The sequence below is a fragment of the Noviherbaspirillum galbum genome (genome assembly GCF_010974945.1).
Lineage (GTDB): Bacteria > Pseudomonadota > Gammaproteobacteria > Burkholderiales > Burkholderiaceae_D > Noviherbaspirillum > Noviherbaspirillum galbum.
This window is the reverse complement of the sequence record NZ_JAAIVB010000055.1, coordinates 12,454-25,239: the sequence shown is the minus strand read 5'-3', so window position 1 is coordinate 25,239 and position 12,786 is coordinate 12,454. Positions and strand designations below refer to the sequence as shown.

General features: G+C 62.6%; 10 protein-coding genes. 7 read left to right on the top strand and 3 right to left on the bottom strand.

Annotated elements, in window-relative coordinates; genetic code table 11:
• Positions 1–50: 50 nt before the first annotated feature.
• On the top strand, positions 51–1,661 hold the full coding sequence (locus tag G3574_RS28410; protein ID WP_235953482.1) for a glycoside hydrolase family 16 protein: 1,611 nt from the start codon (positions 51–53) through the stop codon (positions 1,659–1,661).
• Positions 1,662–1,775: 114 nt separating this feature from the next.
• Here G3574_RS28410 and G3574_RS16700 read toward each other — a convergent pair whose 3' ends face one another.
• Genes G3574_RS16700 through G3574_RS16690 form a run of 3 tightly spaced genes read right to left on the bottom strand, consistent with a single transcriptional unit; the run spans position 1,776 to position 5,649 of the window.
• Complete coding sequence (locus tag G3574_RS16700; protein WP_163965520.1) at positions 1,776–3,152, bottom strand: O-antigen ligase family protein; 1,377 nt, start codon at positions 3,150–3,152, stop codon at positions 1,776–1,778.
• Between the two features lie 30 nt (positions 3,153–3,182).
• The gene (locus tag G3574_RS16695; protein ID WP_163965518.1) at positions 3,183–4,496 is read right to left on the bottom strand and encodes an MATE family efflux transporter; all 1,314 of its coding nucleotides are present in this window, start codon (positions 4,494–4,496) and stop codon (positions 3,183–3,185) included.
• Complete coding sequence (locus tag G3574_RS16690; RefSeq protein WP_163965516.1) at positions 4,483–5,649, bottom strand: glycosyltransferase family 4 protein; 1,167 nt, start codon at positions 5,647–5,649, stop codon at positions 4,483–4,485. Before G3574_RS16690 ends, G3574_RS16695 begins: the two co-directional genes overlap by 14 nt.
• A gap of 372 nt (positions 5,650–6,021) precedes the next feature.
• Here G3574_RS16690 and G3574_RS16685 point away from each other — a divergent pair, with 372 nt between their 5' ends.
• From G3574_RS16685 to G3574_RS16660, 6 genes are all read left to right on the top strand, one after another.
• Complete coding sequence (locus G3574_RS16685) at positions 6,022–7,212, top strand: glycosyltransferase (RefSeq protein ID WP_163965512.1); 1,191 nt, start codon at positions 6,022–6,024, stop codon at positions 7,210–7,212.
• On the top strand, positions 7,209–8,327 hold the full coding sequence (locus tag G3574_RS16680; RefSeq protein WP_163965509.1) for a glycosyltransferase family 4 protein: 1,119 nt from the start codon (positions 7,209–7,211) through the stop codon (positions 8,325–8,327). Before G3574_RS16685 ends, G3574_RS16680 begins: the two co-directional genes overlap by 4 nt.
• On the top strand, positions 8,324–8,932 hold the full coding sequence (locus G3574_RS16675) for a putative colanic acid biosynthesis acetyltransferase (RefSeq protein WP_163965507.1): 609 nt from the start codon (positions 8,324–8,326) through the stop codon (positions 8,930–8,932). The genes G3574_RS16680 and G3574_RS16675 overlap by 4 nt, the downstream gene beginning before the upstream one ends.
• Positions 8,877–10,124, top strand: coding sequence for a glycosyltransferase WbuB (locus tag G3574_RS16670; RefSeq protein ID WP_163965504.1), 1,248 nt, complete (start codon positions 8,877–8,879; stop codon positions 10,122–10,124). Before G3574_RS16675 ends, G3574_RS16670 begins: the two co-directional genes overlap by 56 nt.
• Before the next feature lie 14 nt (positions 10,125–10,138).
• Positions 10,139–10,903: a ChbG/HpnK family deacetylase gene (locus G3574_RS16665; protein WP_163965502.1), complete on the top strand. Its 765-nt coding sequence runs from the start codon at positions 10,139–10,141 to the stop codon at positions 10,901–10,903.
• 262 nt (positions 10,904–11,165) lie between these two features.
• On the top strand, positions 11,166–12,686 hold the full coding sequence (locus tag G3574_RS16660; protein WP_163965481.1) for a transferrin-binding protein-like solute binding protein: 1,521 nt from the start codon (positions 11,166–11,168) through the stop codon (positions 12,684–12,686).
• Positions 12,687–12,786 lie beyond the last annotated feature (100 nt).

The window sequence follows — 12,786 nt, the reverse complement described above, 5'->3', positions numbered from 1 at the left end:
ATCACAACGCAATTGGACGCGCATTCCGCCGAAAGTCTTCCTGGGCCGCCTTGAGCACCGCCCTGCTCGCCGCCTGCGGCGGCGGTGCCGGCGGCGATGGCAGCGCAAATGCCTCTGGCGCCGACCAGACCGCTGCCGCCGCGACCTCCGCCGAGACCGAAATGACGCTGGCGGCCTGGGGCCGCTCCACCGGATCCGGCTGGACCTATTGCGCTGATGAATGGGGCACCTGCAAATTCACCGGCACGCGCCAGGTGCGCTACGGTAACGCCACCAAGTACGTGTACCGTACCCTGACCACTTCCACCCCCTGCACCAACGAAGTCTTCGGCGATCCGGCGCCGGGCGAGGCCAAGGTCTGCGCCTATTCCGCGACGACCAGCGTCGATCCCGCGACGTCCACTTCCGGCACGACTTCGGGCACGACTACCGGCACCACGTCCGGCACGACCACCGGCACCACGTCCGGCACGACCACGGGCACCACTTCCGGCACGACCACGGGCACCACTTCCGGCACGACCACGGGCACGACTACCGGCACCACTTCCGGCACGACCACCACCGGCACCGCGTCGGGAACGACCGGCACCACGGCAACCACCTGGACCAACTGCGCGAGCGAATGGGGCACCTGCACCTTCACCGGCACCCGCCAGGTCCGCTACGGCAGCGGCACCTCCTACTTCTACAAAACCGCGACCGGTTCCATCGAGTGCAGCAACAGCGTGTTCGGCGATCCCGCCGTCGGCCAGGCCAAGTCCTGCTCGTATGCGAATACGACCACGACCACGACCGGCACGACGTCGGGCACCACTTCCGGCTCGACGTCTTCCGGCACCACGAGCGGCACGACTTCCGGCTCGACATCCTCCGGCACGACCTCGGGCACCACGTCGGGCACCACTTCCGGAACGACCAGCGGCACCCCCTCCGGTTCGACCGGCACCAGCGCGCCGACGCCCTACGGCCAGGACGCCTCGCTCTACAACCTCGCCTTCCAGGACGAATTCAATGGCACGGCGCTGGACACGAGCAAGTGGAACGACCACATCTGGTACGACCCCGCCACCAGCACCAAGGATTTCGGCGTCAGCAACGGCACGCTGAAGATCTGGCCGCAGGCTGATGCGAATGGCCAGTACAAGGAACGCATCCTGACCACGCAGAACAAGTACAGCCAGACCTACGGCTACTTCGAAGTCGAAGCCAAGCTGCCCATCGGCGACGGCGCATGGCCCGCAATCTGGCTGCTGAACTCCGATGCCCCTCCGGGAGAGCCCGAGATCGACATCATGGAAGCCTACTCCGGCGACAAGACCGGCTACTGGGCTGACGGCAACCAGCATCCGATCCGCTACGGCGCGAGCTGGTACCAGAACGGCAACGGCCAGGCTGGCGCGACCGGCACGCAGGCACCGTACACCGGCGACCTGTCCACCGCCTTCCACAAGTACGGCCTGAAGTGGGAAGCGAACCAGCTTACCTTCTACTTCGACGGCAAGGTAGTGGCGACGGCCAACGTCAGCATGAACAAAAAGATGTACATCCTGCTCGACATGCAGTACGGCAGCGCCAGCGGATCGGTCACCGCCAACACGCCGCTCGGCCCGACCAACTCGTTCGAAGTCAACTATGTCCGCAGCTGGACCTTCAAGTAAGCCAGCCTGAAGCCATAATCACTGGCCATGCGATAAAAAACGGGATTCCCTCGCGGGAATCCCGTTTTTCATTCTGAACGCAGACCCTGCCGGCGGAGCGATGCCCCGGCGCGCTCAAGCCTGGGCGTTTTCGAGCTGCGCCTCCTTCACCATGCCTCCGGCCGACATGCCGAGCGGCCTGGATCTTCCGCCAGGCGCGGTGCCATTGCCATGATCGCTGTAGTTCGCATATCCCACATAGGTGCCATGATGGACATGCCTTTGGACCGGCGCGGATGAAGCGAGGTAGCTGCCCTTGAGGATATTGCGCGCGCCGAGCATGCAGAACAGCAGGAACAGCGACACCGGATTGCCGATGGACAGAAGATAGCGCGCCACCATCGACTCGGCGAGAATGAAGACGAACATCCCCAGCGCGGAAGCCTTGACCACGTCGGGCATGGCCCGGAACGCGCGGCGGAAACGGTTCGTGCAAGCCACCAGCAGCAGCACGAAGAGCACCGTGCAAGGCAGGCCGATCTCGTAGAGGAGGTTCAGGTAACTGTTATCGATGTCGTAGCCCAGCACCTCGGAACTGCCCGTTCTCAGGCCATTGCCGAACAACATGAAGCTGACGGAAGAAAACACGGTCTGCAGCAGCTTCGCCCAGTTGTCCGTGCGCCCGGTCAGGCCGGAGTTCACGCCGCGATCGCCGGTTCCCGTTTCGAAGATCGACGACAGGTAGACGACGAGCTTTTCGGCACCCTTGGTCGCGAGCAGGACCGCGATGCCGCCCAGCACCAGCAGAAGCAATACCTGCCGCCGCTTGCGGTCCTGCCACACCGCGATCGAATACACCGTGAGGATGCCAAGGCCCGCGGCGAGGAAGCCGCCGCGCGAGGAAGCCGCGATGCAGTAGATGAAGCAGAGCCCGGTCATCGCGCCGAAGAATGCCTTCCTCAGCAGCGCCCTCTCATACAGCATGACGCAGAAGAACATCACCGCGAAGCCGCCGAAGATATGTCCCACCAGGTTGGGGTGCAGGTTGAACGGGCCGAAGCGTTCCAGTCCGTTCACCGCGTCGTAGCTGATGGAAAGCGTATCCCGCAGCATGGCATGCTGGGTCGCCAGCACCGTCAAGGTCATCATGACCGCCGCAGCCAGGAAGCTGTTGAAGATGGTCCGGAAATCCACCGTGCTGACCACCACATAGATCGAAGCGGCCACGAGAAAGAACAGCAGCGAATAGCCGATATACTGCAGTTCCAGGTTGAACACGTTGTCGGTCAGGGAAACCAGCGGCACGATGGCGATCAGGAAGAGCGACAGCGGCGTCATGCTGCCCTTGAAGGTCGTCACCTTGTTGCGCTTCATGCTGATGGCGGTCGAGACATTCTGCATCACGATCATGGCCAGCGACAGCAACTGGAAAGCGCTGCCGTACTTCGGCACCGCGAGAAACAGAAGGCAGTAGAACGACAGGAATAGCGGAAGCTTGATCTGATGGCGCATGGCGTTGTTCGCAGTGTTCGCTTTGTTTGGCTAGATGGTTGTCATGAGTTTGAAGCTTTTTGCAACCTTGTACTTGCGGTAATCGGACAACAGGACGACCAGCATGATCGCTTCGATGAGCAGGCCCAGCGCCAGGAAGCCATACAGGCCCTGGTTCTTCATCGCCGCGAACACGACCACCAGGTAACCCAGGCTCAGCATGCAATAGATGCGCGACGCCCTGCCGTGGTTGTTGGAGGAGGAGAAGACGCTGAAGAACAGCATCCAGATCGACTGCATCAGCGAAGTCGCGGACACCAGCAGGAACAGGATGTGGTCGATGGAAAAGTCCTGGCGCGACCACCAGCGGAAGATGTCATCCACGAGCGCGAGCCCGCCCAGCATGTAGGCGACAGCGAAGGCGATGAAATAGTAGAAGCTCTTTTCCACGATGGCGAAGATCTTTTCCCAGTCCTGCTTGCCGGTGAGATGGGAAATCTCGACTGTCAGCGAACTGTTGTAGGAATTGAGGACCTGGAAACCGAAGCGCGACAGTGTCTTGACCATGGTGTAGCCGACCACCACTTCCGAGGAAAACGCATTTCCCAAGGCGATCAGGAAGGCCTGCGGAAACAGGTTCACCGCGGTATAGAACATGGAAAAGTGCAGCGACGACGCGGTCAGTTCCTTGATTTTCCCGAACGAGAAATACCGCGAGCCGAAGCTGAGGAAGGGCACGAATCGCTTTGCCACCACGCCCATCATCACCAGCCCGGCGAAGCGGATGATTACCATGCCGGTGATCACCGCGATCAGGTCCATCTTCAGGATGAGCATGACCACTGTACAGACCGATTCGAGCAGCCTCGCGGTGTTGTTGATGTAGATGTTCAGCGAATACTTCTGCGCATATTTATAGACCGCCGACATGGAGCCGCAGAGCACCGTCAGGAACATGTAGAGCAGATAGAGGCAGAAGCCCAGGCGGGCCGTCTCCGTCGAGATCGTGGTGAACTTGTAGGTGCCCAGCGCCTGCAGGCCGACGAAGATACCGAACAGCAGCAGCGACAGGCCGGCGGCAAGCAGGATGGACAGGTACCATGCGCTGATGAAGGTCGTCAGCACTTCCTCGTCCCGTTGCTTGCCCGCCATCATGCACATGCGGCTGGCGGCCGAAGCGGTGAAGCCCATGTCGCTCAGCGCGATGTACATCGGCAGCGCGATCAGGATCAGCCAGTCGCCATACAGGTTCACGCCCCAGTTGGCGATGAAGAACGGCACCAGCACCACCTGCGAGAAGATGGTCACGCCCTGGCTGTAGCCATTGGCGATAAAGCCGGACATGATCCGTTTAGACTCGCTCATGGCTTGCCTCCGTCAACATGGCTTCGGCATGCGACGCGAGCCGCGAAGCATAATCCTTCCACGACAGCAGGTTCACGCTTTGCCCGGTGATGCGTTCATCCAGGATGCGTTCCAGGGCAGCCTCGAGCGCGGCGCTGCTGCCTGCTTCCACCACGACGCCGTTGCGGCCATCCGAGATGATGTCCGCCGCGCCGTTGTTCCGCGTGGTAATGACCGGCAATCCGGCGGACAGCGCTTCGGTGACCACCACGCTGAAACCGTCCTCGAGCGACGGCAGCACGAAGACATCGAATTCCGACATGAACCGGAGCATGTCGCCGTTGGCGACGTGCTCCACGTGCGTAAATGATTCCCCTGCCCTGGCGAGGCATTTCATGTAGGCCGCTTCCGGCCGGCCAACCAGCGTCAGCTCGAAGCGCTTCCTGCCGGCGCGCATGTTCAGCGACTTGATCGCATCGACCAGGTAGAACTGCCCCTTCCTGAGCGTGATCTGTCCCACGCACAAGACCTTTACCGGCCCGCGCTTCCGGCTCGCCTTGCGCACCACCGCGTCGGCCATCATCTGCGCCGTCACCGCGCCGCGCTCGACGCCGTAAGGCAATGTGAGGATCTTGTTCGCGTCGAATCCGCGTTCGACGAACGTCCTCTTTACGAATTCGGACGACACGAGCAGGCGGTCGACCAGCTCGAACTCCTCGAGCATCTTGCGCACGAGATAAGGACTGGAGTAATGGCGCACGCCGCGCCGCCGCGCCTCGTCGAGCAGCAGCGCTTCCTGGAAGAGCGGATGGGCATTCACCGCTTCTCCAAGCACCGCCTTGCCCTGCCTGCGGCACATCTGGATCAGCTCGGTGCAATTGCCATGGATCATGAAGAGGTTCACGTCGGCCGGCGCATACATCCTCTTGACGGAGTCCTGCCAGAGCCGGTGATAGAGCGGCGCGAGCTCGACGAGTCCGCGCTCGCCGACGGTGCGCAGATGGAGGTTGTACAGGTACTCCTTCAAGAAACTGTTCTTTCGCTTTTCAGCCGGAAGGCCGAAGGTCTCTCCGAGCTTGTAGGAGTAGTAGAAGCAATCGAGTTTGCCGGCCTCGTTCAAGTGCTTGAGGTACTTCGGATAATGAAATTTGCCGCAAACGGTGAGGTTGAGCATGACGTGATTTATTTACATTCGGGTAAGTGGAATAGTGACTTTTTTACCCGTCCCAACATTGATGGGTCTCAACCGCCAACAAAAAGCCAATGTGCGGGACGGTGGTGCCGAAACCGCTTTTTGTGACACCGCAAAATGCGCAGTTAGCTTTTCGACACACTGTGCAGTGTTCAGTCAGGAAACACCCAAAGCCTCTGGCATCGCGATAGGAACAGCGGGAACAGCGGCCGTGGCGCACGCGCGGAGCCGGCGCATTCACCTGCGTTACCGCGAAAACAAACCAATACAGCCGCGGGGTGCGTGCATGAGCCGTTGCTCAGATTCTTGCCGGACAGAGGGCGAACCACAGGGAAGGAAACGATCATCTACACCATGAAGCTTACCGATAGCCAACTCCGCGCCGGCCGCTATCGCATCAACGTGTTTCACAACATCCTGTGGCCCAAGTACAAGGGCCTGATCTTCTCGGGTGTTCACGACTGCACGGCAGCCAGCAACATGGAAGTGACCTTCTTCCAGATCGCGCCCACCTCCGGCGACCGGAAGGAATTGGCCGAGGTCGACACGTCCTATCACAACTATCCCTATCAACTCCTGTTCGATCGTCCTTACGAAGCGGTGCCGAAGTGGCAGCTGTGCTCCCGCCTCTTCCTGCGCGTGCTGCGCTCGGACGCCGATCTCGTGGTGCTTCCCGGATACCATCTCATCGAATACTGGATGATGATGCTCGCCTGCGTTCTCACCGGAAAAAAGCGCGCCGTCTTCGTGGATTCGACCATCAACGACCAGCCGGAATCCACGCCGAAGTTCCTGCTCAAGCGCCTGTTCTTCGCCCTGTGCGACGGCTTCTTCGCCTATGGCCAGCGAAGCAAGGAATACATCCAGACCTTCGGCGTGCCGGCGCACAAGATCACCGCGCGCTGCCAGGCGGCGGCGCTTCCCCACGGCTACACCGCGAACGGCGCGCTGCAGGAACGCATCGCGCGACGACGCGTGGCAGGACGGGCGGCTTTCCTCTTCGTCGGCCTGCTTTCCCGCGGCAAGGGAATCGACATCCTGATCCAGGCGCTCGGCAAGGTCCGCGCGACGGTTCCGGATGCGACGCTGACCGTGGTGGGAAGCGGGCCGATGCTATCCGAACTGCAGGCGCTCGCGCAATCCCTCGGGCTCGCCGACGCGGTCCGCTTTCCCGGCGCCGCGAACATCGACCAGCTCGCCTCCTATTACCTCGATGCCACATGCCTCGTCCTTCCCAGCCGGAGCGAGGCTTGGGGACTGGTCGTCAATGAAGCGCTCAGCTACGGCTGCCCCGCCATCGTCAGCGCGCATTGCGGCTGCGCGCCCGACCTGATCGTGGAAGGACGCACGGGCCATGTCTTCCAGACAGGGAGTGCCAATGACCTCGCCGAGAAACTGCAACTCGTCCTCGACCGCATGAACGACACGGAAACGGTCGCCCGCGATTGCATCGACCTGATGCAGACCTTCACGCCCCAGCATGCCGCCCAGCAGATCCTGGAAGGCTGCTCCACCATCCTTGAAGACAAAGCGAGGAAGGCATGATCTTTTTCCTTGGCCCGCTTCCTCCCCCGGTGCATGGCTTTGCCGCGATCAACCAGAAGATGCTCGAATGCCTCGGCGAGAAAACCGAGGTCGTCGCCTTCGACAACTCGCCGACCGCGCTGGGCAGCCGGCTGCCCCTTCCCGGTCGTCTGGGCACGCTATCCCGCGCGGCGGGAAGGCTCTGGCAGATGATCGCCTTCCTCGCGCTCGCGCTCGTCAAGCGGCCCGATGCCATGTATGTCGGCTTGTCCGGCGGCCTCGGCCAGCTGTTCGATGCAGTGCTGATCGGCGTCGCGAGAATGTCCGGAGCGAGGATCTATCTCCATCACCACAGCTTCGTCTATCTGAACTCGCCGCGACGCCACAACCGATGGTGTTTCTGGCTCGCTGGCGATGCCGTTCACGTCTGCCTATGCGCGGACATGGCGCAAAAGCTCGAAGCCATCTACGGAATTCCCAGGCATCGCCTGTACGTTCTGTCGAATGCCGCCTTCCTCGAAGACAGGAAGCAGGCAACGATGCCCCGCAAGGCAGGCGGGCATGGCATTACCCTCGGGTTCCTGTCGAACATCATCCTCGAGAAGGGCATCGTCGAGTTTTTCGACGTGATCGCCAGCCTGAGCCAGCAAGGGTATGCCGTGAAAGGCAGCGTCGCAGGACCGGTTGACCCCGCCATCCGCGAACAATTCGACGCCCTGATGCGCGACCATCCGGAAGTGGAATACGTCGGCCCGGTCTACGGCGAACGGAAGGACGCCTACCTCCAGGGCGTCGACCTGCTGCTGTTCCCGACCAAGTACCGCAACGAGGCGGAACCGCTGACGATCCTCGAGGCCATGCGCGAACGCGTTCCCGTGCTCGCCGCGGACCGCGGCTGCATCCGCTCGCTGGTGGGCGCGCAGGCGGCGCTCGGCTGCCCGACCATCGATCATTTCGTCGAGCACGCCTCGGAAGCGATCAAGGCCATCCTGACGGGAACGACGTCCTTGGAGGCGCTGTCCGAAGGCGCCTACCGCGAATACCTGAGGCTCCGCACGCTGCACCAGGCGAGGCTGGACCGCCTGCTGCTCAACATGACGGACCGTGACCAGGCGCTGGAACGGGTGCAGGCATGATGCAGGACCTTTCCCGCTTTCGCCTGCCGCCCAACTTCCGCGGCCGCTCGGCGGTGACGGTGCAGCTCTGGTGGCTGGTGCAGGCCACCCTGTTCCGCGCCTCGCCCCAGTTCATGTACGGCTTCCGCAACTGGCTGCTGCGGCGCTTCGGCGCCCGGATCGGGAAGAACGTGCTTGTCCGTCCTACCGCGACCATCACCTATCCCTGGAAGGTCAGCATCGGCGATCACGCCTGGATAGGCGACCACGCGGTGCTCTACAGCCTTGGCGAGATCGATATCGGCCAGCATGCCGTCGTTTCCCAGGCCTGCTACCTGTGCGGCGGAGACCATGACTATGCCCAGGTCGATTTCCCGATCAGGGGCAGGAAGATCACCATCGGAGATGAAGCATGGCTGGCAGCGGATGTCTTCGTTGCCCCTGGAATAACGATCGGCAAAGGCGCCGTCGTGGGTGCGCGCAGTTCCGTCTTTCGCGACATGCCCGCGGGCATGGTCTGCATGGGATCGCCGGCCCGGCCCGTAAAACCACGACTTGCTGAGGAACCTCATGAAGATTTTGTTGTACGGCATCAACTTCGCTCCAGAACTCACCGGCATCGGTAAATACACCGGCGAGATGGCAGCGTGGCTTGCCCAGGCGGGCCATGATGTTCGGGTCGTCACCGCGCCGCCCTATTATCCGAACTGGGAAATCCCCAAGGGGTATAGCGCCCTGCTCTACAAGCATGAACGCTGGGGCGGCGCGCGGGTATGGCGCGCGCCCTTGTGGGTGCCGCGCCAGCCATCCGGCGGCAAGCGGCTGCTGCACCTGGCAAGCTTCGCCATCGCCAGCCTTCCCGTCGTTGCCAGGCAGCTGCTATGGCGGCCGGACGTCGTCTGGGTGGTCGAGCCTCCGCTTGCCTGCGCCCCCGCCGCGCTTTGCCTGGCGAAGCTGACGCGCGCCCGCGCCTGGCTGCACATCCAGGATTACGAAGTCGACGCTGCATTCGCGCTCGGCCTGCTCAAGGGCAGCCTGGCGCGGCGCATGGTGCTTGGCATCGAGCGCTGGCTGATGCGGCGCTTCGACCAGGTGTCGACGATTTCCGACAGCATGATGAAGCATGCCCTCGACAAGGGCGTGGAAGCCGAGCGGCTGGTCCACTGCCCCAACTGGATCGACCTGAGCCACATCTATCCGCTGGACGGGCCGAGCAGCTACCGGAGCGAACTCGGCATTGCCGACAACACCATCGTTGCCCTCTACTCCGGCAACATGGGCAACAAGCAAGGGCTGGAAATCCTTGCCGACGCCGCACGCCGGCTGGCGGACGAACCGCGGATCATGTTCGTCTTCTGCGGCAACGGCGCCGGCCGGAGCAAGCTGGAGGAACAGACGGCGGGCCTCAGGAACGTCCGCTTCCTCGACCTGCAGCCCTTCGAGCGGCTCAACGATCTTCTCGGACTCGCCGACATCCACCTGCTTCCGCAGCGCGCCGATGCCGCAGACCTCGTCATGCCCTCGAAGCTGACCGGCATGCTCGCAAGCGGACGCGCGGTCGTCGCCACCGCGCATGCCGATACTGAGCTGGGACGCGTCGTGTCCAAGTGCAGCGTCATCACCGCGCCTGGCGACGCCGATGCGTTCGCCGGGGCGGTGCGCGATCTGGCGCACGACCGCGAGCGGCGGCACGCGCTCGGCAAGGCGGGCCGCGAATACGCGGAAACCAAGCTCAACATCCGGAACATCCTGAGGGAATTCGAAGACCTGCTGAAGCAGGACCCGTCGGAAGCCGGCGTTTCCCAACCCTATGTCTAACCCAACGATCATCCATGCTCATCATCAATGCCGACGACTTCGGCTACTCTGAAAGCGTCAACCAGGCAATCGCGGAATCGTTTGCCGCCGGACTGATTTCCAGCACCACCATCATGGCGAACGCGCCCGCCTTCGAACACGCCTGCGATCTCGCCCGGCGCATGGGCTTCGCCGACAAGATCGGCATCCACCTCAACCTGACCGAAGGCCGGCCGCTCACGACCGGCATCCGCCAGTCGCGCATCTTCTGCGATGAAAAAGGCAACCTGGGTTTCAAGCGCTTCACGCATTACTGGCTGCCGCGTGACGAAATCAACCTGGTGCGCGAAGAGGTGGCCCAGCAAATCCATCGTTGCCGCAAGCATGGCATCTCGCTCACGCATGCAGACTCGCATCACCATGTGCACACCGAGCTGTTCATCTCGCTCGCGGTGGTCCGCGAACTGCGCAGACTTTCCGTTCCCTACCTCAGGTTATCCGACAATGTCAGGGCCGCGTCCATCGCGCGCAGGACCTACAAGGCCAACCTGAACTGGATCATTTCACTCAACGGCCTCAAAGGCACGGATTACTTCTGCGACCTGAACGACATCGCATCCCTTCCGCGCGAATGCATGTCGCAGGATACCGTCGTCGAACTCATGGTTCATCCGGCTTATGCCGCCGACGGCAGCCTGATCGACGCCGAGATGAAGCAGCCCTTCCGTCCCTTGCTAAGCCGCGTTACGCGTCCCGACAAGCTCGTTTCCTACGGCGACCTGCATCACTGCGTCGCCTGAGTTCCCGCCTCCTGCAACATCGCGCCGCATGCGCTGCGGCGCGATTGTGGCATCGCAATTTAGTTTCATCGCATCCCACGCCTATCAAACTTGCTTGAGTCGAATCAATTGGCCCCTCTTGTTGAACTAGTAACTTTGATCGCGGATATTCAACTCAAAAGCTAAAACTCTGATATCCGATTTTCCCGAAGACCGAATGAATCAGGCGGCACCATCGCCGCCATTTGACCAACCACTTCCGCGAGTCCCTATGAAAAAATTCATGCAGTATCAGCTTCCGCTGTCCGTCATCATGCTGGCCGTGCTCGCCGCATGCGGCGGCGGCGGCGGCTCCTCCGGCACGACGCCGACGACGGCCTCCAATTCGGGCGGCAGTACAACGCCCACCACGCCCACCACGCCGACCACCCCGACGACGCCTACAACGCCAACCACTCCCACCACTCCCACCACTCCCACCACGCAAGGCGCGGCGCTGCCGGCGACCACCACCGCGCCGATGGTCATGACCTGCGTGGACGGCGCCAGCTACCAGTGCAGCGGCTCCTCGATCATCCGCACCGACAACGGCATCGCCCTGACCAGTTCGGGCGTGCAGGTCTATGGCAAATCCACCAATGACCTCGAGCCCGTGATCAAGAACCCGACGACGGCCTATGGCCTGACCCTGGCCTCGGGCGGCACGGCAGACCTGCGCGTGAACAAGGCGGCCGATGGCAGCGTCGCCGGCACGGCGGTAGTCCTGACAAACATGGGCATTTCCTTCGACAGCATCAACGAGCGCCCGCCCATCGTGGAAACCTTCCGTCCCGTGGCGGGACGCACCCTGCTCGATGCCAGCGGCGCGATCAGCTATGCTGCCCTGCCCGATCCGTCCGACGTGTCCTACTACGACTTCGCGACACGCGGCACCGGCGCGACGCAGGCGAACTATGCCAACAACCAGTACTTTCCCCGCACGCTGCCGACCCGCTGCCCGGTAGAGATGATGCCCTGCCCCGCGTCCGAAACCGCGGGCATCAAATTCCGCTCGGGCGACTGGCGCAACGGCGGCTACATCCCCGACCTGACGACCGCCAAGCGGGTGCACGGCGACGGCGACATCCACGCGGGCAGCGGCTTGCCCGATGCATCGGGCAACCCGACCTTCCTCGCCGGCGCGACGGCGGCCGGCGTGCCGTATGCCGGCACCAAGGGCGAACGCGAACTGACCAACTACAACATGGCCTATTCGAACATCGGCGCCTGGAAGACCAAGGACACGGTCGGCATCGCCGAATGGCGCGCGCCCAAGGAATTCAACCAGAACCGCCGCGGCCTGGTCGCCTATGGCAACGTCACCGATCCGTCCGCCATCCCCACCTCCGGTACGGCAACCTATGCAGGCTTCGTCTTCGGGTGGTATGCCCGCAATGCTTCCGAAGATGCCGCCTACGTGCATGGCGACTGCGAGATCACCGTCGATTTCGCCACCCGCCAGGTGACGGTCAAGATCCTCAACACCAAGGCGGACTTCGACCTGAGCGAGCAGTATGCGACCGCGATCCCGCTGAACTTCACGGCGCAGGCGGGCATGGGCGCGGCCGGCACTACGGTGGCGAACTACCTCACCGGTCCGGCGACCGCAGACACGCTGCAGGGCGGCGTGGGCGCGCGCTACTTCGGCCCCGTCATTTCCACGGGCGCCACCGGCGCCGGCCCGGCCGAAATCGCGGGCACCTTCGCGCTGTCAAACGCCGGCGGCCAGGTCGGCATCGCGGGCTTCATCGGCCGCAAGCAGTAAGGCAAGGCAGCCGGCCGGACAAGCTTCCACGGGAAGCGGATCCGGCCGGCGCGTCACGAGATCGTTGGAACCGCCGCAACCGCAGGCGGTTCTTTTTCTT

Bases quoted from the DNA above. Each gene is read 5' to 3' on its own strand.
- G3574_RS16700 (WP_163965520.1), bottom strand. From the start codon at position 3,152: ATGCGCCATCAGATCAAGCTTCCGCTATTCCTGTCGTTCTACTGCCTT.
- G3574_RS16695 (WP_163965518.1), bottom strand. From the start codon at position 4,496: ATGAGCGAGTCTAAACGGATCATGTCCGGCTTTATCGCCAATGGCTAC.
- G3574_RS16690 (WP_163965516.1), bottom strand. From the start codon at position 5,649: ATGCTCAACCTCACCGTTTGCGGCAAATTTCATTATCCGAAGTACCTC.
- G3574_RS16685 (WP_163965512.1), top strand. From the start codon at position 6,022: ATGAAGCTTACCGATAGCCAACTCCGCGCCGGCCGCTATCGCATCAAC.
- G3574_RS16680 (WP_163965509.1), top strand. From the start codon at position 7,209: ATGATCTTTTTCCTTGGCCCGCTTCCTCCCCCGGTGCATGGCTTTGCC.
- G3574_RS16675 (WP_163965507.1), top strand. From the start codon at position 8,324: ATGATGCAGGACCTTTCCCGCTTTCGCCTGCCGCCCAACTTCCGCGGC.
- G3574_RS16670 (WP_163965504.1), top strand. From the start codon at position 8,877: ATGAAGATTTTGTTGTACGGCATCAACTTCGCTCCAGAACTCACCGGC.
- G3574_RS16665 (WP_163965502.1), top strand. From the start codon at position 10,139: ATGCTCATCATCAATGCCGACGACTTCGGCTACTCTGAAAGCGTCAAC.
- G3574_RS16660 (WP_163965481.1), top strand. From the start codon at position 11,166: ATGCAGTATCAGCTTCCGCTGTCCGTCATCATGCTGGCCGTGCTCGCC.